This window comes from Aeromonas dhakensis (assembly GCF_002285935.1).
GTDB lineage: Bacteria > Pseudomonadota > Gammaproteobacteria > Enterobacterales > Aeromonadaceae > Aeromonas > Aeromonas dhakensis.
Genome location: NZ_CP023141.1, coordinates 3,986,573 through 4,006,907 on the forward strand (window position 1 = coordinate 3,986,573; position 20,335 = coordinate 4,006,907).

Annotated in this window: 20 protein-coding genes; 15 read left to right on the forward strand and 5 right to left on the reverse strand. The window is 63.0% G+C overall.

All coding sequences use genetic code 11. From position 1 onward, the window contains the following. Nucleotides 1–123: 123 nt before the first annotated feature. The 5 genes from cmoA to CK627_RS18510 are packed head-to-tail and all read left to right on the forward strand — an operon-like array spanning nt 124 to nt 5,193. A complete protein-coding gene (gene cmoA / locus CK627_RS18490; RefSeq protein ID WP_010634490.1) occupies nt 124–867 on the forward strand; it encodes a carboxy-S-adenosyl-L-methionine synthase CmoA in 744 nt (247 codons plus the stop codon). Then, a complete protein-coding gene (gene cmoB / locus CK627_RS18495; protein WP_019838556.1) occupies nt 864–1,841 on the forward strand; it encodes a tRNA 5-methoxyuridine(34)/uridine 5-oxyacetic acid(34) synthase CmoB in 978 nt (325 codons plus the stop codon). The genes cmoA and cmoB overlap by 4 nt, the downstream gene beginning before the upstream one ends. 52 nt (nt 1,842–1,893) lie before the next feature. After that, complete coding sequence (locus tag CK627_RS18500; protein WP_005299122.1) at nt 1,894–2,682, forward strand: ATP-dependent zinc protease family protein; 789 nt, start codon at nt 1,894–1,896, stop codon at nt 2,680–2,682. Between the two features lie 3 nt (nt 2,683–2,685). After that, nucleotides 2,686–4,224: an inactive transglutaminase family protein gene (locus tag CK627_RS18505; protein WP_005299120.1), complete on the forward strand. Its 1,539-nt coding sequence runs from the start codon at nt 2,686–2,688 to the stop codon at nt 4,222–4,224. Between the two features lie 3 nt (nt 4,225–4,227). After that, nucleotides 4,228–5,193: an alpha-L-glutamate ligase-like protein gene (locus CK627_RS18510; protein WP_010634493.1), complete on the forward strand. Its 966-nt coding sequence runs from the start codon at nt 4,228–4,230 to the stop codon at nt 5,191–5,193. 164 nt (nt 5,194–5,357) lie between these two features. Here the strand turns inward: CK627_RS18510 and CK627_RS18515 are convergent, their stop codons facing one another. Continuing rightward, nucleotides 5,358–5,960 carry a peroxiredoxin C gene (locus CK627_RS18515; protein ID WP_005299113.1) on the reverse strand — a complete coding sequence of 201 codons (603 nt, stop codon included), beginning with the start codon at nt 5,958–5,960 and terminating at the stop codon, nt 5,358–5,360. A gap of 146 nt (nt 5,961–6,106) precedes the next feature. Between CK627_RS18515 and CK627_RS18520 the strand changes: the two genes are divergently transcribed. Continuing rightward, on the forward strand, nt 6,107–7,015 hold the full coding sequence (locus tag CK627_RS18520; RefSeq protein WP_011705410.1) for a hydrogen peroxide-inducible genes activator: 909 nt from the start codon (nt 6,107–6,109) through the stop codon (nt 7,013–7,015). 67 nt (nt 7,016–7,082) lie between these two features. Here the strand turns inward: CK627_RS18520 and ahh1 are convergent, their stop codons facing one another. Further along, nucleotides 7,083–8,948 (reverse strand): hemolysin Ahh1, encoded by a 1,866-nt coding sequence (gene ahh1 / locus CK627_RS18525; protein ID WP_017781836.1) that lies wholly within the window; start codon nt 8,946–8,948, stop codon nt 7,083–7,085. 853 nt (nt 8,949–9,801) lie between these two features. Here ahh1 and CK627_RS18530 point away from each other — a divergent pair. Beyond that, nucleotides 9,802–10,251: a C40 family peptidase gene (locus tag CK627_RS18530; protein WP_005299102.1), complete on the forward strand. Its 450-nt coding sequence runs from the start codon at nt 9,802–9,804 to the stop codon at nt 10,249–10,251. Between the two features lie 55 nt (nt 10,252–10,306). On the opposite strand, the gene CK627_RS18535 is transcribed toward CK627_RS18530, so the two are convergent. Further along, a complete protein-coding gene (locus tag CK627_RS18535; protein WP_005299095.1) occupies nt 10,307–10,600 on the reverse strand; it encodes a hypothetical protein in 294 nt (97 codons plus the stop codon). A 211-nt stretch (nt 10,601–10,811) separates the two neighbouring features. On the opposite strand from CK627_RS18535, the gene CK627_RS18540 reads away from it, so the two are divergent. The 4 genes from CK627_RS18540 to CK627_RS18555 are packed head-to-tail and all read left to right on the forward strand — an operon-like array spanning nt 10,812 to nt 14,552. Then, entirely contained in the window at nt 10,812–12,242 is a 1,431-nt protein-coding gene (locus CK627_RS18540; protein ID WP_095593068.1) for a coniferyl aldehyde dehydrogenase, read from the forward strand. 10 nt (nt 12,243–12,252) lie between these two features. Next, entirely contained in the window at nt 12,253–12,855 is a 603-nt protein-coding gene (locus CK627_RS18545; RefSeq protein WP_095593069.1) for a TetR/AcrR family transcriptional regulator, read from the forward strand. Further along, nucleotides 12,836–13,351, forward strand: a complete 516-nt coding sequence (locus CK627_RS18550; protein ID WP_019838562.1) for an SCP2 sterol-binding domain-containing protein — start codon at nt 12,836–12,838, stop codon at nt 13,349–13,351. The genes CK627_RS18545 and CK627_RS18550 overlap by 20 nt, the downstream gene beginning before the upstream one ends. 16 nt (nt 13,352–13,367) lie before the next feature. Further along, on the forward strand, nt 13,368–14,552 hold the full coding sequence (locus tag CK627_RS18555; RefSeq protein ID WP_095593070.1) for an iron-containing alcohol dehydrogenase: 1,185 nt from the start codon (nt 13,368–13,370) through the stop codon (nt 14,550–14,552). Between the two features lie 34 nt (nt 14,553–14,586). Here CK627_RS18555 and CK627_RS18560 read toward each other — a convergent pair whose 3' ends face one another. Next, nucleotides 14,587–14,868: a hypothetical protein gene (locus CK627_RS18560; protein WP_095593071.1), complete on the reverse strand. Its 282-nt coding sequence runs from the start codon at nt 14,866–14,868 to the stop codon at nt 14,587–14,589. Between the two features lie 165 nt (nt 14,869–15,033). After that, the gene (gene cysM, locus CK627_RS18565) at nt 15,034–15,939 is read right to left on the reverse strand and encodes a cysteine synthase CysM (RefSeq protein WP_095593072.1); all 906 of its coding nucleotides are present in this window, start codon (nt 15,937–15,939) and stop codon (nt 15,034–15,036) included. A gap of 134 nt (nt 15,940–16,073) precedes the next feature. On the opposite strand from cysM, the gene CK627_RS18570 reads away from it, so the two are divergent. The 4 genes from CK627_RS18570 (at nt 16,074) to CK627_RS18585 (ending at nt 20,328) form a co-directional block, all read left to right on the forward strand. Then, nucleotides 16,074–16,331, forward strand: a complete 258-nt coding sequence (locus CK627_RS18570; protein ID WP_005299077.1) for a GNAT family N-acetyltransferase — start codon at nt 16,074–16,076, stop codon at nt 16,329–16,331. Then, a complete protein-coding gene (locus CK627_RS18575) occupies nt 16,321–16,941 on the forward strand; it encodes a nucleotidyltransferase family protein (RefSeq protein WP_095593073.1) in 621 nt (206 codons plus the stop codon). The genes CK627_RS18570 and CK627_RS18575 overlap by 11 nt, the downstream gene beginning before the upstream one ends. 70 nt (nt 16,942–17,011) lie before the next feature. Further along, nucleotides 17,012–18,835 carry a SulP family inorganic anion transporter gene (locus CK627_RS18580; RefSeq protein WP_095593074.1) on the forward strand — a complete coding sequence of 608 codons (1,824 nt, stop codon included), beginning with the start codon at nt 17,012–17,014 and terminating at the stop codon, nt 18,833–18,835. Between the two features lie 146 nt (nt 18,836–18,981). Continuing rightward, on the forward strand, nt 18,982–20,328 hold the full coding sequence (locus tag CK627_RS18585) for an MATE family efflux transporter (protein WP_042007156.1): 1,347 nt from the start codon (nt 18,982–18,984) through the stop codon (nt 20,326–20,328). Nucleotides 20,329–20,335: the final 7 nt, after the last annotated feature.

Genomic DNA, 20,335 nt, shown 5'->3' on the forward strand with positions numbered 1-20,335 from the left:
ATGGATCTCAAGGCCCGCCACCCCGTTCGTAAACCGGTGACGACACGACCCGGACGGGTGTCACCCAACGATTCAATTGAACAAAACAGTCGGTTCGCGCACCGGCTGTCAGGTTGCGCCAGCATGCACGATCAGATTTTTGCCGCCCCCATCGCCCGATTGGGGGATTTTTGCTTTGACGAACAGGTCGTCGATGTCTTTCCCGACATGATCCAGCGCTCGGTGCCGGGTTACAGCAACATCATCTCCGCCATCGGCATGATGGCCGCCCGCTACGCCCAGCCCGAGAGCCGACTCTACGATCTCGGCTGCTCCCTGGGAGCCGCCACCCAGGCGATGCGTCGCCATGTTGCCCAACCCGGCTGCCGCATCACGGCGGTGGATCTCTCCCACCCCATGATAGAGCGGGCCCGCGCCCACCTCTCAGGCTTCAAGTCCGAGGTGCCGGTGGAGCTCATCGAGGCGGACATCTGCGACATCGAGATTGAGAACGCCTCCGTGGTGGTGCTCAACTTCACCCTGCAGTTCGTCGCGCCCGAGAAACGGGCCGCCCTCATCCAGCGCATCTTTGACGGCCTGCGCCCGGGCGGGATCCTGATCCTGAGCGAGAAGTTCCGCTTCGAGGACGAGCAGGTCAACGAGCTGCTCATCGACTTGCATCTCGACTTCAAGCGCGCCAACGGTTACAGCGAGCTGGAGATCAGCCAGAAACGCACCGCCCTTGAGAACGTGATGCGCACCGACAGCCTGCCGGTGCATCAGGCCCGCCTGCGGGAGGCCGGCTTCGCCCATCAGGATCTCTGGTTCCAGTGCTTCAACTTCGGCTCCATGATCGCCATCAAATCGAGCGAGCCTGCCCAGCCATGATCGACTTTGCCAACTTCTATCAGCTGATCGCCAAGAACCGGCTGAGCCACTGGCTGCACACCCTGCCCGCCCAGCTGCACGCCTGGCAACACGACAACCAGCACGGCGATCTGCCGCGCTGGAACCGTGCCCTCAACAAGCTGCCGCAGGTAGCCCCCGGCCACGTCGAGCTGACCAGCCGGGTCGAAATCGGCTCGGCCGAGAGCCTCGGCGAAGGGGAGCGCAAGAAGGTGGAGAGCCTGCTGCGCCACTTCATGCCCTGGCGCAAAGGCCCGTTCACGGTGCACGGCATCCATATCGACACCGAGTGGCGCTCCGACTGGAAGTGGGATCGGGTGCTGCCCCACATCAGCCCGCTCAAAGGCCGTTACGTGCTGGACGTGGGCTGCGGCAGCGGCTATCACCTCTGGCGCATGGTGGGCGAAGGGGCCAAGCTGGCGGTCGGCATCGATCCGAGCCCGCTGTTCTTGTGCCAGTTCGAGGCTATTCGTCACTTCGCCGGCAACGACCAGCGCGCCCACCTGCTGCCGCTCGGCATTCAGGAGCTGCCGGAGCTGCGGGCGTTCGACACCGTCTTCTCCATGGGGGTGCTCTATCACCGCAAGTCTCCCATCGAGCACATCGAACAGCTGCGCAACCAGTTGAAAGACGACGGTGAGCTGGTGCTGGAGACCCTGGTGATCGACGGCGGCGTCAACGACGTGCTGATGCCCACCGATCGCTACGGCAAGATGCGCAACGTCTGGTTCATTCCTTCCAGCGCGGCACTCAAGCTGTGGGTCGAGCGCTGCGGGTTCACCGATGTGCGGATAGTCGACGAGAATATGACCAGCACGGACGAACAGCGTCGTACCGACTGGATGATTAATGAATCCCTGAGTGATTATCTGGATCCAGCCAATCCGGCACTCACGGTAGAAGGACACCCGGCACCCAAACGTGCCGTACTGATTGCCAGAAAGGCCAAAGACTAGCCGATGGCCGCGGTGGAAGTTACACTGACCCAATTCCAGGAAGCACAGTTAAATGAATGACATGAAAAGCAAATTAAAAGGAATGACCCTGCTCTCCCTGCTCAGTCTCGGCGGGTGTGTCACGATGGAAAAAGCGCCCCCGGTACCTACCCTGACGCTGGCCGAGCTTCGCAACGAGATCAATCTGAGCGAGCAGCGCCTGCAAACATCCATGGAACAGCAACAGAAGCAGTATGTGCAGCAACAGCACCTGCTGGTTCAGCTCAACACTGATGTCAACAACATGAAAGAGTCCGTGAACAAAGTCGGCAGCAAGCTGGAACACCTGCCGCCCGAGCCGCCCAAACCCATGGCGATCCCGACCGAGAAGTGCCAGGCCCCGAGCCAGGGTCACACCGTTGACGGCAAGCTGCTGGTCGGCGAGGCGGAGTGGATCTGGGTTGACGCCGCCAACGACGCCTTCCAAGCGCGGGTCGATACCGGTGCCACCACCTCCTCCATCAGCGCCCAGGACATCACCATCTTCGAGCGCAACGGCAAGAACTGGGTGCGTTTCTTCCTGAGCCATCAGGAGATGGACGACAAGATCCAGATTGAAGCGCCGCTGGTGCGCCACGTGCGGGTGCGTCAGGCCTCCGCCGACGATCTCGACCGCCGCCCTGTGGTACGCCTCGCCGTACGTATCGGCGACATGACCGAGAAGGCCGAATTTACCCTGAAAGATCGCAGCGACATGGCCTTCCCCGTGCTGCTGGGTCGTGAATTCCTGAAAGACATCGCCGTGGTTGATGTGGCCCGCGAATATATCCAACCAAAACCCAAGCTCAAGGATGTGAAATAATCCATGGTTTCCCGTAAGCCGTTCTATTTGCTGGTTGCCCTGCTGTACATTGTCGGCCTGGGGATGACGTTCTATCACCACATCGCGCTGGACGTACCGCTCACGCCGGGTGAAAAACGCCAGATCTGGTCCATCGAAGCCAAGCTGGAGTTCGAGGCCACCGGCGAGCCGGTGATCGCCTCCCTGGCCATTCCGGGCACCCAGCCCGGTTTCACCCTGATGAACGAGAACGCCGCGAGCCCGGGTTACGGCCTCTCCTTCGTCGAGAAGGATGGCGATGCCCGTGCCGAGTGGTCCATCCGCACCGCCTCCGGCCGTCAGGAGCTCTACTACCGCGTCGACATGATGGCCGATGCCCACGCCAAGCCGGCTGCCAACCCGCAGCCGCCGGCCATCGAGAAGCAGATCGAGAGCGAGCCCTACGCCACCGCCATGCAGCAGATCCTAGAGCGTGCCCAGGAGCGTTCCGCCGACGGCTACACCCTGACTCGCGAGATCATCAAGGAGATCGAGAAGCAGGAGCAGAACGCCGAGCTGCTGAAAAAGCACAAGAGCCGCGCCAACCTGATCGCCGAGCTGCTCAACAACGCCGACGTACCGGCCCGGGTCGTCCATGCCCTGAGCCTGGAAGACGGTCGCCGTCGTCAGGAGCTGGTGGATTACCTGCAGGTGTTCAACAGCCCGACCGACTACAAGCTGTTCAACCCGCAAACCGGTGAACAGGGTCGCCCGGCCAACCTGCTGCTGTGGGAGTACAACTCCGGTGCCCTGCTGGACGTGACCGGTGGCCACAACTCCAAGGTAAGCTTCTCGATGATCGCGCAGGAGCAGCCGGTGAGCGTGGCGCTGGCCCAGAAGTTTGAAAAATCGGAGATGATGAACTTCTCCATCCACAGCCTGCCGCTGGAAGAGCAGACCCTGTTCAAGGGCCTGCTGCTGATCCCCATCGGCGTGCTGATGGTGGTGTTCCTGCGGGTCATCGTCGGTATCAAGACCTCGGGTACCTTCATGCCGGTGCTGATCGCGGTCGCCTTCATCCAGACCCAGCTGATCACCGGTCTGGTGGGCTTCCTGCTCATCGTCGGCACGGGTCTGGTGATCCGTTCCTACCTGTCGCGGCTCAACCTGCTGCTGGTGGCGCGGATATCGGCCATCATCATCATGGTGATCTCGATGATCGGCATCTTCTCGGCGTTCGCCTTCAAGCTGGGGCTGACCGACGGCATGAAGATCACCTTCTTCCCGATGATCATCCTCTCCTGGACCATCGAGCGGATGTCCATCCTGTGGGAAGAAGAGGGTCCGAAAGAGGTGTTCCGCCAGGGCGGCGGCTCCCTGCTGGTGGCCATCATCGCCTACCTGGCCATGGACAACGAACTGATCCGCCACCTCACCTTCAACTTCCTCGGTCTGCAGCTGGTGCTGATGGCGACCGTGCTGTTGATGGGTAACTACACCGGCTACAAGCTGAGCGAGCTCAAGCGCTTCAAGCCGCTGGTGGACGAGATGCGCTCCGGTGCCACCCCGGGTAAGGACAAGTAACAGATGTGGTTCTGGGAAAAGTACACCACCCCGTGGAGCCTGTCTCAGTCAGGCATCCTCGGCATGAACAAGCGCAACCACTCCTACATCAGCCGCTACAATCCGCGCAGCCTCTATCCGCTGGTGGATGACAAGCTGCAGACCAAGCGCATCGCGCTGGATGCGGGGGTGACGGTGCCGGAACTGATCGGCACCATCCGTGCCCAGCACGACGTGAGCCGCATCACCGAGCTGGTGAAGGATTGGCCGGGCTTCTGCATCAAGCCGGCACGCGGCTCCGGCGGCAAGGGGATCCTGGTGATCCTGCGCCAGGAGGACGGCCTCTTCTACAAGCCGAACGGCAGCGCCAGCAACGGCCAGGATCTGGAGCGTCATGTCTCCAACATCCTGGCGGGGCTCTACTCATTGGGCGGCAAGCCTGACGTGGCGCTGGTGGAAGGGCTCATCAACTTCGATGACGTGTTCGACGGCTACTCGTTTGAAGGGGTACCCGATTCGCGGGTGATCATCTTCAAGGGCTTCCCGGTGATGGCCATGATGCGCCTCTCCACCGCCGCCTCCGACGGCAAGGCGAACCTGCACCAGGGCGCCGTGGGGGTGGGTCTGTGCCTGCGCACCGGCCGCGCCCTGCGGGCGGTACAGTTTGGCTCACCCATCCGCCACCATCCGGATACCGGCCTCGATCTGTACGATCTCAAGGTGCCCCACTGGGACACCCTGCTGACCCTGGCGGCCTCCTGCTACGAGATGTCGGGCCTCGGCTACATCGGGACCGACATGGTGCTGGACAAGTTCCGCGGCCCCATGCTGCTGGAGCTCAACGCCCGTCCGGGCCTCGCCATCCAGATCGCCAACGGCCGCGGCCTGGTGCCCAACCTCAAGACCATCGAGAAGCTGGGTCAGGTGAAGATGAACGTGGAGCAGCGGGTCAACTTCGCCAAGGATCACTTCGGTATCTTTGACGAGTAGTCCGGAGCTGGATGACAAAAGCGCGCCAAAGGGCGCGCTTTTTTATGCCTGCCGTTTATCGGCAATCTGCCGAACCATGGTTACTGAACCTAGCCGCCAAATAGCGGCCATAAAAAAACCGATGCCTGGGCATCGGTTTTTCACTATCCGGTTTGCTGGCCCGATTACAGGGAAGCGGCGTTCTCGGACAGGTACTTGGCAACGCCGTCCGGAGAGGCGGTCATGCCTTTTTTGCCTTTCTCCCACTGAGCCGGGCACACTTCGCCGTGCTCTTCGTGGAACTGCAGGGCGTCGACCATGCGCAGCATCTCGTCGATGTTGCGGCCCAGCGGCAGATCGTTGACAACCTGGTGACGAACGACACCGTTCTTGTCGATCAGGAAGGAGCCACGGAATGCCACGCCGGCTTCCGGGTGTTCGACGTCATAGGCTTTGCAGATTTCGTGCTTGATGTCGGCAACCAGCGGGTACTTGACCGGGCCGATGCCGCCGTCTTCGATCTTGGTGTTGCGCCAGGCGTTGTGGGAGAACTCGGAATCGATGGAAACACCGATCACTTCCACGCCACGCTTGTTGAACTCTTCCAGACGGTGATCGAAGGCAATCAGCTCGGACGGGCAGACGAAGGTGAAATCGAGCGGATAGAAGAACAGGACGGCTGCCTTGCCCTTGATGTGGGATGCCAGGTTGAAGGAGTCAACGATCTGGCCATTGCCCAGAACGGCAGCAGCGGTGAAATCGGGTGCGGGACGGCCTACCAATACCATATTCAATTCCTCTTTATGTGAAGTGAACAATCCTGTCAGGATTGGGCTACCTAGAGCCAAGTCCGTCTAATTAAAGCGACAAACTATAACCCCGATGGTAGATTAGTTAAATCAAATTAAATAGATAGCATTAATCGGGTTTTCCTATGCAACGTTGGCCCAGCCTGAAACAGCTGCAATATCTGGTCGCTCTCGACGAGCACAAAAACTTCAACCGCGCCGCCAAGGCCTGTCATGTCAGCCAGTCGACCCTGAGTACCGGGATCCAGACGCTGGAGGACATGATGAACCTGCAACTGGTGGAACGGGACCACAAGAGCTTCATTATGACCCCGGTCGGCATGGAAATCGTCGAGCGAGCTCGCAATTTGCTCTCCGATGCGCGGGATCTGATGGAACTCGGCCAGCATCAGGGGGGCGTCATGCACGGCACGGTACGCCTGGGCTGCATTCCCACCATAGCCCCCTTCCTGCTCAGCAAGCTGCTGCAGGTGTGCGGCAAGACCTATCCTGAGCTGGAATTGTTGCTGCGTGAAGACACCACCACCAACCTGCTCAAGCAGCTGGAGCAGGGTCAGCTCGACCTGCTGATCCTGGCGCTGCCGGTGGAGATCGGCGGCTTTCACTGCAAGACGGTCGGTCAGGATCCCTTCCACATGGTGATGCCCGCCAGCATGGCGGCCAGCCTGCACACCCCGTTCGACTACAAGGAGCTGCCCAACCAGAGCATCTTCCTGTTGGAGCGGGAACACTGCCTCACCGAACACGCGGTGAGCGCCTGCCGGCTGCGGGACAAGAGCAAGATCAACCCGTTTGCCGCCACCAGCCTGCACACCCTGGTGCAGATGGTCGGCGCCGGGCTCGGCACCACCTTCCTGCCGCAGATGGCCATCGATGCGGGCATCCTCGACAACACGGATCTGGTGGCCATTCCGCTGCCGGGAGAACATCCCTACCGCGAGATAGGGCTGGTGTGGCGCCCCAGCACCACCCGGGTGCAGACCTTCTACAAGCTGGCGGAACTGCTCGCCCCGCTCATCGAAAACAAGGCCTGATCCGTCCTTCATGAAAAAACGCCGGCACTTGCCGGCGTTGTTGTCTTGGGCGCAAGGCCCTGCTCTGTCAGTGACTGGCCGGTGGCCCGAAGATGCGGGTGTAGGAGGTCAGGGTCCGTACGCTCACATTCTGCGGGTTGCCGTTCTCGTCGTAGAGCCCCAGCGCCCCGCTCTGCTTGTCATGACCCAGCAGCTGGTGGGCACTCAGGTTACTGAGCGCATCGCTGTCCGCTTTCCACTCCCAGCGCTGACCCAGGCTCAGGCTGCAGCTCTGCAGCTGGCCGAGGTTGTTGCCGTCCAGGCAACGGCGGGTATCCTGCGCGCTGACATAGCGGCCGTACTGGTCATAGATGAAGGACTGAGCCGCCGAGGTCTCGTCACAGGTTACCGCGCTCAGACCATGGTTGGCATCCGCGCTCAGGCAGCGGTTGTCAAAGCCCCCCAGCTGCAGGTTGACCGGGCGACCGCCGGTAAACACCGGGTGGTTCCAGTCCACCTTGAAGCTGGTGGACGCCGTCACCCGTCTGCGCTTGTCGGTATCTTCAAAGCCCTGGAAGGAGACATGGGCCCCCACCACGTAGTAGTGCTTGTAGATGCCGGTGTAGATGGGGCGGATGTTGACCGAGGAGTCGATCTTGAACTCGGTGCTGCCCGTCTCGTCCGGCGCTGCCTTGTAGATGACGTCCAGATTCGGCACGAACCCCTTGTAGCTGAGCGGCTGGATGCGGTTGTGATCCACGTCGTAGCCCATGCCCCAGACGGTGGCCGTCTTGGAGGAGAGCAGGGACTCCGCGGTCGCGTATTGATCGCGCACCCAGCTGAAACTCACCTTCTGGGCGCTCGGCGCCGAGCGTTCGACCCGGTAATCCTGGGTGTTGTAGGCGAGCTGGCGCTGCTGGCTGAACTTGGCCGAGGCCTCCAGCTTGGCCTTGGGCCCATCCTTGTTCACCTCGACCCCGCCGGTGACCCCCACCTCGAAGCCCGAGATCTCGCGATGCTCGTACTTGCTGTTGAGGTTGGTCGGCAGGCTCTTGAGCACCGCCGCCTTGGTGTTGGACGCCTCGATGCTGAAGCGATAATCCTGGGCGATGGCATCGGTGGCATAGTCGCGGGCCCAGCCGTCCAGCAGCAGGTAGTCCGCGATATTCTCGCTCCAGCTGAGATCCTCGTTGAGCTGGATGCCGGCACCGGCCGACTCTTCGTCCAGCGAGATCCGCACTATCTTGGCATCCGGCGTGGCGGAGCCGGTGTTGCCAAATTGCAGGGAGCGCTCCAGGTTGACCCGGTAGACCAGCGAGATGTTCGGCGAATCGCAGAACAGCCGATCACCCCGGCTCCAGGTGCGCGAGCGCGGGAAGGTGCACTCGGCATCGCTGATCTTGCGGTTGACGTTGAGGTAGAAGGCCACGTGAGGCAGGCCGGCCTCGGCGGCAGGCGGCTGGGTCAGCGAGCGCTTGTGGCGCTTGCCCTGCCCTTCCAGGCTGTCGACCCGCTCCATCACCTGATAGAAGGCCGGATCATCGACGCCCCCCAGCGGGGTGAACAGCAACTCCCCCTTGTAGCCGGACACCAGTACCCAGTCGGCATCAAAAGAGATGCCAGCCAGCTGCTCCATGGCCTTTCTGGCCTGCTGCCGCTCAGCCTTGTCGGTGACGGCGCTGAAATCGATGAACAGGCGCTCGCCCCGTTCCAGTACCCGCTCGCGCAGCTGATCCCGGGTCATCAGCGACGTCGCCCCCTGCCCCTTCAGCCAGACGTCGGCATTGAGGTAAATCAGTCCCTGTTCGGATTGCAGGCTGGCCAGCATGGCGGTGCCCTGGTCGGTACGCTCGCCAATATCTTCGGCCTGCACGCTGCCTGCCAACAAGGCCAGCGCGAGCAGACTGAGAGCGGGAGCTTGCGTGATGAATTTGCGTGGTTTTTTGTTTTTCATTGTTATCTCCTTGTCGAATCACGCCAAGCTATTTAAACAGCGAACAAATATGGCATAACCATATTATTCACGGTTATATTTCGGGGCGTTATTCTGCTTGTCTGTCATGACATTCATTATTTTCGCCGTGAATTAACAGCAGGTTGGCGAAGGTATTTATGGTTGACAGAACAAGGATCGCGAGGCGATCTAAGGTGGACGATTCGGCATGCGCCGATGCTATTACACGGGAGTCGCGATCTGATGGCGATCTTCCCTCAAGGCCGCCTGACTGCGCCTTGAACCTCGCATGGTACCCATTGGCTTTAACGTCGCGCTCATCGGCCTGAACGATGGCACAACAGCCAGATGCCGCAGGCATCCTGGTGCGAGGGAACACTCACTGCTATGGACCGGATATCATGGGGCGGCCCTCCTCTGTCTGGTGATATTGTCAGCCAACGCCAGTCATTGACCGAATATTATTATGTGAACCAGTTGCGGGAATATACCCAGAGATATCTTGTTTTTTGCCGTCATATTGGCGGTGAAAATGGCGGGGTCCCTTGCCATTTATTTCATGGCGTCATCATAACGAATTAGCCCTGAGACAGAACGTGACACAGATCACGGGGTGACGTCAACAAGGTTAATTATCATTTCATTGTCAGGCTGATTGGAATAACTACTTTAATATTGAAATACTCATTCAAGATAATCAGGAAATATTATTCAAATGAATACAAACAATATTATAACCCTCTCCATTCGCGCCTCTTTTGAGGTAGCAACAGGTGGTTTCTTGCAGGCAAGGCTATGTTCGAGCCCCAAACCCCGTTTATGATGGAGAGGTTGTCGTCTCGAAGGAGCCCCCATGGATTGCAAGTTGCTGCTGCCCCTGCTGGCCCTGTTGCTGGCCGCCTGTTCCAGCACGCCCGAGCCTGCCCCACCGCGCCAGCAGAGCAGCGCCTTTGAAGGCTTTTATCAGCAGTGGCGCGGCGTCCCCTATCGCATGGGCGGCTCGGATCGGGCCGGTCTCGACTGCTCCGCCTTCACCCAGCTCGCCTATCAGCAGGTGATGGGTTTCAATCTGCCGAGGACCACCGAATCCCAGGCCAACCTGGGCCGGCCGGTCGATCGCTACCGGCTGCAGCACGGCGATCTGGTCTTCTTCAAGACCGGCTGGCAGCAATACCACGTCGGCGTCTACACCGGCGGCGGGGAGTTCATCCACGCCTCCACCAGCAAGGGGGTGATCCGCTCGCGCCTCGACAACGTCTACTGGAACAGCCGCTACTGGCAGGCACGCCGCCTGACCCAGTGACAGCAACAACAGAACAGGGCCCACGACGGGCCCTGTTGTTGATCCAGTGGATGGCTCAGTGCTTGCGGTGCCAGCGCGGCGAGGTGGCCCGCTCCCCCCAGGGGGTGACGCAGGGCAACAAGGCCCCCTCGATCACCTTGTCGCTGCCGGCCAGCGCTTCCGCAATCTTCTCGTGCAGCACCCGCAGCAGGCGCCCCTCCTGTTCGGCCAGGGAGTGACCCGCGGCAAAAAATTCGCGCTGATGCTGCAGCGCCAGCTTCTGGGCAAACTCATAGGTGTTGAAGCAATCCGGCATCCGCTCGACCACATCCTCGAGGCGGGCCAACAAGCTGTTCAGTTCCCTGGTCATCGTGCACTCTCCTTGTCGATTGATAGCCAAAGCTACCTCTTATTGGATAATTCACCAACCCTGGATCCACGAAAATGTGGTAGCCAGCACAGTCGCCGGGTGAGTCACCCGCACACCATGCCAAACCAGCGCACCGAACTTTACATTTGATTAACACGCAGCTAGATTTAGACCGACCAATCAGTCGGTCCATTCACCAGCGGGGTATGCCATGGAAGCGATGCAGTTGCAGGAGGCCGCCGACAAGTTGTCGCTCCCGGCCAGACTGGCCAAACTCAGAGACGCCTGTCAGCAAAATCCCATGCCGAGCCTGAGCGAGCGCAGAGCCCACCTCAGCCAGCTCAAGCGCGCCCTGATAGCCCACAAGCAACCGCTGTGCGACGCCCTGGCCAAAGACTATGGCCAGCGCAGCGACTACGACAGCATGATTGCCGACATCCTCCCCTGCGTCATGCAGATCAACTACACCCAGAAACGGATCAAGCGCTGGATGCGCCCGCACCGCCGCCACACCGGCCTGCTGCTGGCGCCGGCCCGGGTGGAGGTGTTCTATCAGCCGCTCGGGGTGGTCGGCATCATAGTGCCCTGGAATTTCCCGGTGATGCTGAGCCTCGGCCCCCTCATCAGCGCCATCGCCGCCGGCAACCGCGCCATGCTGAAGCTCTCCGAATTTACCCCCCACACCAACCGGGTGCTGCGCGAGCTGCTGGACGGCGTCTTCGACGAGCGCGAGGTAATGGTGATTGAAGGCGATGCCCAGGTGGCAGCCGCCTTCAGCGCCCTGCCCTTCGATCACCTGCTGTTTACCGGCTCCACCGCGGTGGGCCGGCTGGTGATGGCCGCGGCAGCCCCCCAGCTCACCCCGCTCACCCTGGAGCTCGGCGGCAAGAGCCCCTGCCTCATCGCCCCCGACATGCCGCTGGCGCTGGCGGTAGAGCGGATGATCTTCGGCAAGAGCCTCAACGCCGGTCAGATCTGCGTCGCCCCCGACTATGTGCTGCTGCCACGCGGTCAGGAGCAGGCCTTTGTCGAAGCCTATCGCGATCACTTCGCCCGTCTCTATCCCCAGGGGCTGGCCAGCGCGGATTACGGCTCCATCATCAATGGCCGCCAGTATGAGCGGCTCACCGGCTGGCTGGCCGAAGCGGAGCGGGCAGGCGCCCAGATCCACCCCTGTGGCAACCCGGCCCGCGACGATGGCGCCCATCGCCTGCTGCCCCATCTGCTGACCGAGGTGCCGAACCACTGCCAGCTGATGCAGCAGGAGATCTTCGGCCCGCTGCTGCCGATCGTGCCCTATGACTCGCTGGACGAGGCGCTCGCCTACATAGCCGCGCGGCCCCGCCCGCTCGCCTTCTACCTGATGAGCCTGGATCCCGCTCTGCAGCAAAAGGTGATCCAGGAGACCCACTCCGGCGGCATGGCCATCAACGACAGCCTGTTCCAGGTGGCGGCCGACGACGTGCCCTTCGGCGGCATCGGCGCCTCCGGCATGGGCCACTACCACGGCCACGAGGGGTTTCTCACCTTCTCCAAGGCCAAGACCGTGCTGAGCCGGGGGCGCTTCAGCACCGGCACCATGGTGCACCCTCCCTATCGGCGCTGGCACCAGCGGCTGATGATGGCCCTGTTCTTACGTTGACGAGACAAATATGAATACGCCCGTGACCGACAAGCGTCGCCAGATCCTGGATGCTGCCCTTGCCCTGTGCGCCGAAGATGGTTTGCAGGGGGCCGCCACCGCCCGCATCGCCAAGGCGGCGGGAGTGGCCAATGGCACCCTGTTTCACCACTTTCCCAGCAAGGAGGTGCTGATCCAGAGCCTCTATCAGGACATCAAACAGCGCCTCGGTGCCGCCATCACAGAGGCTGACGCCACCCTGCCCCTCAAGGAGCAGGCGCACCACTACTGGAGCCAGGCGATGGCCTGGATGCAAGCCCACCCCCACGAGCTCAAGTTCGTGCTGGGTTTCTTCCACTCCCCCCTGCTGGCTCGCCCGCTGCGCAGCCAGATCTTGAGCGACACCCTGCGCTTTTTACCCCGCCTGCTGGCCCAGGGCCAGGCCAGCGGCGAGTTGATGCAAGCCCCACCGGCCCTGATGCTGGAGGTGTGCCAGGGCCAGTTCCTGGCCTGCGCCTCCCTGTTTGTCGACCAACCTGAACTGGGACGGGACGCTCACTGGCAAGCCAGTGCCTTCGCCCTGTTCTGGTCCGCCATCTCGGGAGCTCACGCGTATGCACAACCAAAACCTTGATACCCTGGCGGCGCTGGGCCGCCGTCTCTGGATAACCAGCCTGCTCTGGATCATCGGCCGCACCCTGTGCCGCGCTGCCCGGGTAGACGAGGCGGTGCGCCGGGAGCTGGCCCCTCTGCCGGACGGGCTCACCATCCGGCTGGAGGTGGGTGGTATGGCCCAGGGCTTGACCATCCACAAAGCGGATGGCCGCTGGCAGAGCGGCCCCGCCCCCGATGCCGGCGCTCTGCACCCGCTGCGGGTACGTTTCAAGCATCCCGCCATCGCCTTTCGCGCCCTCAGCTTTCGGCTCGGGGTCAATCAGGCGTTCAGCGAGAACCGTCTGCTGGTGGAGGGGGATCTCACCGTCGCCATGCACCTGGTGCGCGCGCTGGAGCAGCTGCAGGCGCTGATCCTGCCCGCCTTCATCGCCCGCCCCTTGCTGCGCCACTATCCGGACCCGAGCCACAAGCTGAGCCGGGCCTGCCACATCTACCTGGGTCTGTTGACCGGCTGAACGAGAGGATGAGCCTATGAGTCGCTATTACGATTTTTTCTGTCCGGTCAAACTGATCGCAGGGGAGCAGGCGCTGGAGCAACTGGCCGGCGAGCTGGCGGGATTGGGGGCGCGCCGGCCGCTGCTGCTCACCGACAAGGGGGTCAGCGGCACCGGGCTAGCTACCTTGCTGGCCGGGGTGCTGGCCGAAGGGGAGCTGCCGGTGGCCGCCATCTGGGACGAGATCCCGGCCGACTCCTCCACCGCCGTGGTGGAGCGGATCGCGGCCCGTCACCGGGAGCTTGGCTGTGACAGCCTGGTGGCGCTGGGGGGCGGCTCCGTCATCGACACCGCCAAGGCGGTCAACATCCTCGCCTCCATGGGGGGGGAGCGGCTGCTCGATTACGCCGGCGCCGGCTGCCTGACCCGGCCGCTGCAGCCGCTGGCGGTGGTACCTACCACGGCAGGCACCGGCTCGGAGGTGACCCTGGTGGCGGTGATCAAGGACGAGGCGAGCGGGCGCAAGGTGCCCTTTACCTCCCCCTTTCTGCTGCCCCAGCTGGCGGTGCTGGATCCACGCCTCACCCAGGGGCTGCCGCTCAACATCACCGCCGCCACCGCCATGGATGCCATGACCCACGCCATCGAGGCCTTCATCGGCACGGCCAAGAACCCGGTCAGCGACGCCCTGGCCCTGATGGCGGTGGAGAAGATCGCCAACGCCCTGCCCCAGGTGCTGAGCAACCCGCAGGACAAGCAGCTGCGGCTGCAGCTGGCAGAGGGATCCACCCTGGCTGGCATGGCCTTCTCCAACTCCATGGTGGGACTGGTGCACGCCCTCGGTCACAGCCTGGGGGCCCGCTGCCACCTGCCCCACGGCCTGTGCATGAACCTCTTCCTGCCCACCGTGCTCGACTACAACCGGCCGGGCATAGACCCCGAGCTGGCCCACCTGCTGCTGCCGCTGGTAGGGGCCGAACGCTTTGCCGCGACCCCGGCCGCCGTGCGGCCCCAGGCCGCCATCGAGGCGTTGCAGGCGCTGCGCAATACCCTGTGGGAGACGGTGAAGCTGCCGCGCACCCTGCGGGAGGCGGGTCTCACCGACAAGGGCCTGCTGCCCGAGATCCGCGATCTCGCCATCAACGACGGCGCCCTGCTCTACAACCGCAAGGATGCCGACCGGGCCCAGCTGCTGGCCCTGCTGGAGCAGGCCTGGGAGTGATCAGGCAGGCGGCCCCGTCTCGCGGGGCCGCCTGTTACCAGCGGATGGTGGCGCCGGCGCCGTAGTTGCCGCCATCTTCGGGCGCCTTCTCGCGCCAGATGGACTCCTTGTTGCGGCGCACTGCCTCTTCCCGCTCCTGCTTGCGCTCCCAGACGGGTTTCACCTCGTCCAGCGGCCGCTCCTGTTTCTGCCCCTTGTGATCGGTTACCGAGCACTGCTTGTCGCCGCACTGATAGGCATAGGGTTCGACGGTGCAGCCTGCCGTGGCCAGACAGAGGCCAAGCAGAGAAAGACGAAGAGAGGAAGGCAAGATCATGGGACGCTCCTGTTTGCAGCGGTCAACAAAAGAGGCCGAGTGTCAAACAGGAGGCAAATGGAATCAAGCCTGCCGGCAGGCTTGATTGTTACAAGGGGTACACAGTGCGATGTATCAGCAAGCTGTTGATACATATCATGTTAATCAGCACGCCGACCTGGGCTCTCACCCCTGTTCGTCGCTGAACACCCCGGTGGAGAGGTAGCGATCCCCCCGATCGCAGATGATGGCCACCACCACCCCCTGTTTGATCTCTGCCGCTACCCGCAGCGCGCCGGCCACGGCGCCGCCCGAGCTGACCCCGCAGCAGATCCCCTCCTCCCGCGCCAGCCGGAGCATCATGGCGAGGGACTCGTCGAGCGTGACGTCCAGCACCCGGTCGACCCGGGCGGGTTCGAAAATGGCGGGCAGGTAGGCCGCCGGCCAGCGTCGGATGCCGGGGATCTGGCTCCCCTCGGCCGGTTGCAGGCCGATCACCTGCACCGCCGGGTTCTGCTCCTTGAGGTAGCGGGAGACCCCCATGATGGTGCCCGTGGTGCCCATGGCCGAGACGAAGTGAGTGACCGCTCCCTCGCTCTGGCGCCAGATCTCGGGGCCGGTGGAGAGGTAATGGGCATCCGGGTTGGCCGGGTTGTTGAACTGATCGAGTACCAGCCCCTCGCCCCGTGCCTGCATCGCCAGGGCGAGGTCGCGTGCGGCCTCCATGCCCCCCTCCACCAGCACCAGCTCGGCGCCATAGGCCTGCATGGCATCGCGCCGCTCCTGGCTCATGGTATTTGGCATGATGAGCCGCATCCGGTAGCCCCGCGCCGCCGCCACCATGGCTAGCGCGATGCCGGTGTTGCCGGAGGTGGCCTCGATCAGGCGAGCCCCAGGCGCTAAGTGACCGCTCGCCTCCGCACACTTGATGAGGTTCAGCGCCGGCCTGTCCTTGACCGAGCCGGCCGGGTTGTTGCCCTCCAGCTTGACCAGCAGGGTGACATCGGGGTGGGGATTGATGCGACGCAGCGCCAGCAGGGGGGTATTGCCGATCAACTCTTCCAGCGTGGCAAAAGCCATAATGGGATCCATCCTTCGTGAACTGTTCTATACCTTGGCTAGCGGGTATGTACCCGGCCGGGCTCGCAGTGTAAGCGACCCCGAACAGTTGGCAAAGGGGCGCCGACATGGTCAGATAACCCCATCCCCCGTACCGAGGAACAAGCATGAGCGAGATCATTCATCAGGCCAACCAGCAGCAATTCATCTGTGTGGTGGATGGCAAGGAGTCCAGACTGCGTTACCGGCGGCTCGATGCCAAGACCATCGACGCCTACAGCACCTTCGTCCCGCCCGAGCTCAGGGTACAGGGGATCGCCGATCAGCTGGCCCGCACCTTCTACGACTGGACCCAGGCGGAAGGGCTCACCATAGTACCGAGCTGCAGCTACATCGACGTCTGGTTGCGCCGCAATGCCGGCTGACTCCCAGACGCGTCACCACACGCAAGCGTTCAACCTTCGCCAGAGCGCCCGGGAAGCCGACCTGCAGGCGCAGACCGAAGCCCTGCTGCGGGCCGATGACCAGCGCATGGATTGCCTCTGGGCAGCCCGTGAACTGGCACTGCCCGACTGGGCGCTGGGGGCCGGTTTTATCCGCAACCTCATCTGGGATCATCTGCACCACAAATCGGCGCCGACCGCCCTCAACGACATCGACCTTATCTATCTGGATAGCGCCGACCCGGATGGGTTGGCGGAGGCCGATCACGAAGCCTGGCTCGCCGTCAGGATGCCGGGCCAGCAGTGGGAGGTACGCAACCAGGCCCGCATGCATCTGCGCCAGCAAGTTCCCCCGTTTACCAGCTCGCTCTCGGCCCTCAGCCACTGGGTGGAGGTGCCCACCTGCATCGGGGTCCGGCTGCTGGCAGACGATTCATTCGAGTGGCTGGCCCCCTACGGCTTTGCCCCCAACTGGTCCCTGCAGGTGGATCCCAACCCGCGCTGCCGCCAGGAGAGCCGGGTCTTTACCGAGCGGGTCAAGGCCAAGGAGTGGCAACGGCTCTGGCCTGACCTGGTGGTGAACTGGCCATAACCTGATTGCAATGTTTCGATAACCTTGGGCACACTAAGGAAAAGCTGTTTGTAACTCAATGGGTTAAATAATGCGCGACTTCTTCTCACTCGAACGCTGGCTACCGGGCCTCGCCGCCCTGCTGCAATACCAGCGGGCCTGGCTGATGCCGGATATGCGCGCTGGATTGTCGGTGGCAGCGGTGGCCCTGCCCGTGGCCATCGCCTATGCGGAACTGGCCGGGGTGGGGCCGCTGGTCGGCCTCTACTCCTGCATCCTGCCCATGTTGGTGTACGCCCTGTTCGGTACCTCCCGTCAGCTCATCGTCGGGCCGGACGCCGCCACCTGCGCGGTGATCGCCGCCGTGGTGACCCCGCTGGCCGCCGGGGACGCCACCCGCCACTGGCAGCTGGTGATGACCATGACCGCCATGACCGGCTTCTGGTGCCTCATCGCCAGTCGCTTCAAGCTGGGGGTGCTGGCGGACTTTCTCTCCCGCCCGATCCTGATGGGGCTGCTCAACGGGGTGGCCATCACCATCATGGTGGGCCAGCTCTCCAAGATCTTCGGCTTCACCTTCAGCGAACGCTACCTCATCGAGCGGATCGCCGGCGGTGCCAGCTACATCACCCAGACTCATCTGCCCACCCTGGCCATGAGCCTGACCGCCCTGCTCACCCTGCTGCTGGCCAAACGTTTCAAGCCGGCCTGGCCCTCCTCCATGGTGGCCATGGTGGTGACGGCGGGGCTGGTGTGGGCGCTCGATCTCGGCCGGTTCGGCATCGCCACCCTGGGCGCCATCGGCTCCGGCCTGCCCGCCTTCCAGATGCCGGAGTTTCCCCCCGGCCTGATGCGGGAGCTGGTGCTGCCGGCGCTCAACCTCGCCATGGTAAGCTTCGTCTCCATGATGCTGACCGCCCGCAGCTTCGCCGCCAAGAACGGCTACGAAATAGATGCGGACAAGGAGTTCCGGGCGCTGGGCATGGCCAACCTGGCGGCGGCAGCCTCTCAGGGCTTTGCCATCAGCGGCGCGGATTCGCGCACCGCGGTCAACGACGCCAACGGCGGCAAGAGCCAGCTGGTCTCCATCATCGCCGCCGCTGTCATCGCCCTGGTCACCTTCTACCTGACGGCGCCGCTGCAATACATCCCCACCGCCGCCCTCGGCGTGGTGCTGGTGATGGCGTCTCTGTCCCTCACCGACTTTCGCGGCCTGTGGGCCCTGCGTCACTCCGACCGCGCCGCCTTCTGGCTGGCGCTCATCACCTTCATCAGCGTGCTGGCCATGGGGGTCATTCCGGGCATCACCCTCGCGGTGCTGCTGGGGCTGTTCCAGTTCCTGCGCAACGTGATGCGCCCCACCGACCAGTTGCTCGGCATGGACGACGAAGGGGTGGTGCGCACCCTGGGGGACAACGAGCAGGCCAAGGCCATTCCCGGCATCCTGGTCTATCGCTTCAACTCGCCGCTCACCTACTTCAACGCCCCCTACTTCAAGCGGCGGGTGCTGGCGCTGCTGGTGCAGGATCCCCACAGCCCCAAATGCCTGGTGGTGGACGCGGTGGCCTGCTTCACCCACCAGGACATCAGCGTGATGAGCATGCTGGGTGAGCTGCACCGCGACTTGAAACGGCGCGGCATTCACATGGTGATGGCCGGCCGCCACGGCCAGATGAGCCTGTGGCTCAAGCAGGCCGGGATCCGGGTCGGCGACGAGGGGATCATCCTCTGCCCCGACATGTATCAGGCGCTGCGCATGACCCGCTGCTACCGCGAACCGGTGTTCAAGGACGACGAGGTGGTGGAGAGCACCACCGAGGCCATCCTCTCGCGCTGGCCCCAGGATGAGGCCCTGCCCGATTCGGCGCGCCTCACCCTGCCAAGCGAGCAGGAGGCGGGCGCCACCCCGGCCTGATCCAGTGCTGGCCCTGCCCATGGCGGCAGGGCTCGCGCGCTCTTCCCCCTCTTAGTCACCGCCACGATTGCGCCTCGCACCCGCTTGGTGTTAAATGCCCGTCCAGATGGCACTGACGAGGGCCATCCCCAGTATTTGGACACCCCATGCAAACTCAATCCCACGCAGGTCCGGGCACTCTCTTCTCCCTGACCTGGCCCCTGTTTATCGATCTCGCCCTGCACTTTCTGACCGGGGCCCTCAACACCTTCATGGTGGGTCACGTCTCCTATCAGGGGGTGGCGGCGCTCGCGGTCGGCAACCAGGTGTTCGATCTCGCCATCACCCTGTTCAGCTTTGTCAGCATCGGCACCAGCGTGGTGATCACCCAGTATCTGGGGGCCGGCGACAAGGAGAAGGCCCGCGTCGTCATCCACACCGCCATCGGTTTCAACCTGCTGGTGGGGCTGGTGGCCGCCGTCGGCGTCATCGCCGGCGCCAGTACCATGCTGGCGCTGATGAACCTGCCCGCCAACCTGATGAGCGATGCCACCCTCTACCTGCAGATCATCGGCCTGTGCCTGCTGCCGGAAGCGGCGGCCCTCTGCCTGGCCGCCACCCTGCGCGCCCACGGCCACACCCGTCAGGCCATGTACGTGACCCTGACCGTCAACCTCATCACCTTCGTCGGCAACCTGCTGCTGCTCTACGGCTGGTTCGGCCTGCCCCAGCTCGGGGTGGCCGGGGTCGCCATCAGCACGGTAGCGGGTCGCATCGTCGGGGTGGTGCTGCTGGTGTGGCTGGTGGCGCGCAAGACCGGCATCCACCTGAAACTGCCTGAGATCGTCAAACCCAGCCGATTGATGCTGGGCAAAGTGCTGCACATCGGCCTGCCGGCCGCCGGGGAGAACCTCTCCTGGATGCTGCAGTTCATGGTGGTGACCGCCTTCGTCGGCCTGCTCGGCGACAAGGCGCTGGCGACCCAGTCCTACTTCTTCCAGATCTGCCTGTTCATCCTACTGTTCGGCCTCTCCATCGGCCTTGGCAACGAGATCATCATCGGCCATCTGGCGGGGGCCCGCCGCTTCGAGCAGGCCTACACCCAGCTGATGAAGAGCCTGAAACTGGGGCTCGTCGTCACCGCGCTCATCGCCCTCGCCGCCGCCCTCAACGGCCGCACCATCATCAGCCTGTTCACCGATGACGCCGACATCATCACCCAGGTGGCGCAGCTGTTCTTGATAAGCCTCATTCTGGAACCCGGCCGCACCTTCAACCTGGTGGTGATCAACGCCCTGCGCGCCACCGGTGACGCCCGTTTCCCGCTCTACATGGCGCTGCTCTCCATGTGGGGAATTGCCGTTCCACTGGCCTATTTCCTTGGTATCATGCAGGGTTATGGACTGGTCGGTATCTGGTTGGCGCTCGCCTGCGACGAGTGGGTGCGCGGTCTGGCCATGTTCTGGCGCTGGCGCAGTCGTCGCTGGCAAAACAAAATTCTTGTTGAAACATAAGCGGAAT

Bases quoted from the DNA above. Each gene is read 5' to 3' on its own strand.
- cmoA (WP_010634490.1), top strand. From the start codon at position 124: ATGCACGATCAGATTTTTGCCGCCCCCATCGCCCGATTGGGGGATTTT.
- cmoB (WP_019838556.1), top strand. From the start codon at position 864: ATGATCGACTTTGCCAACTTCTATCAGCTGATCGCCAAGAACCGGCTG.
- CK627_RS18500 (WP_005299122.1), top strand. From the start codon at position 1,894: ATGAATGACATGAAAAGCAAATTAAAAGGAATGACCCTGCTCTCCCTG.
- CK627_RS18505 (WP_005299120.1), top strand. From the start codon at position 2,686: ATGGTTTCCCGTAAGCCGTTCTATTTGCTGGTTGCCCTGCTGTACATT.
- CK627_RS18510 (WP_010634493.1), top strand. From the start codon at position 4,228: ATGTGGTTCTGGGAAAAGTACACCACCCCGTGGAGCCTGTCTCAGTCA.
- CK627_RS18515 (WP_005299113.1), bottom strand. From the start codon at position 5,960: ATGGTATTGGTAGGCCGTCCCGCACCCGATTTCACCGCTGCTGCCGTT.
- CK627_RS18520 (WP_011705410.1), top strand. From the start codon at position 6,107: ATGCAACGTTGGCCCAGCCTGAAACAGCTGCAATATCTGGTCGCTCTC.
- ahh1 (WP_017781836.1), bottom strand. From the start codon at position 8,948: ATGAAAAACAAAAAACCACGCAAATTCATCACGCAAGCTCCCGCTCTC.
- CK627_RS18530 (WP_005299102.1), top strand. From the start codon at position 9,802: ATGGATTGCAAGTTGCTGCTGCCCCTGCTGGCCCTGTTGCTGGCCGCC.
- CK627_RS18535 (WP_005299095.1), bottom strand. From the start codon at position 10,600: ATGACCAGGGAACTGAACAGCTTGTTGGCCCGCCTCGAGGATGTGGTC.
- CK627_RS18540 (WP_095593068.1), top strand. From the start codon at position 10,812: ATGGAAGCGATGCAGTTGCAGGAGGCCGCCGACAAGTTGTCGCTCCCG.
- CK627_RS18545 (WP_095593069.1), top strand. From the start codon at position 12,253: ATGAATACGCCCGTGACCGACAAGCGTCGCCAGATCCTGGATGCTGCC.
- CK627_RS18550 (WP_019838562.1), top strand. From the start codon at position 12,836: ATGCACAACCAAAACCTTGATACCCTGGCGGCGCTGGGCCGCCGTCTC.
- CK627_RS18555 (WP_095593070.1), top strand. From the start codon at position 13,368: ATGAGTCGCTATTACGATTTTTTCTGTCCGGTCAAACTGATCGCAGGG.
- CK627_RS18560 (WP_095593071.1), bottom strand. From the start codon at position 14,868: ATGATCTTGCCTTCCTCTCTTCGTCTTTCTCTGCTTGGCCTCTGTCTG.
- cysM (WP_095593072.1), bottom strand. From the start codon at position 15,939: ATGGATCCCATTATGGCTTTTGCCACGCTGGAAGAGTTGATCGGCAAT.
- CK627_RS18570 (WP_005299077.1), top strand. From the start codon at position 16,074: ATGAGCGAGATCATTCATCAGGCCAACCAGCAGCAATTCATCTGTGTG.
- CK627_RS18575 (WP_095593073.1), top strand. From the start codon at position 16,321: ATGCCGGCTGACTCCCAGACGCGTCACCACACGCAAGCGTTCAACCTT.
- CK627_RS18580 (WP_095593074.1), top strand. From the start codon at position 17,012: ATGCGCGACTTCTTCTCACTCGAACGCTGGCTACCGGGCCTCGCCGCC.
- CK627_RS18585 (WP_042007156.1), top strand. From the start codon at position 18,982: ATGCAAACTCAATCCCACGCAGGTCCGGGCACTCTCTTCTCCCTGACC.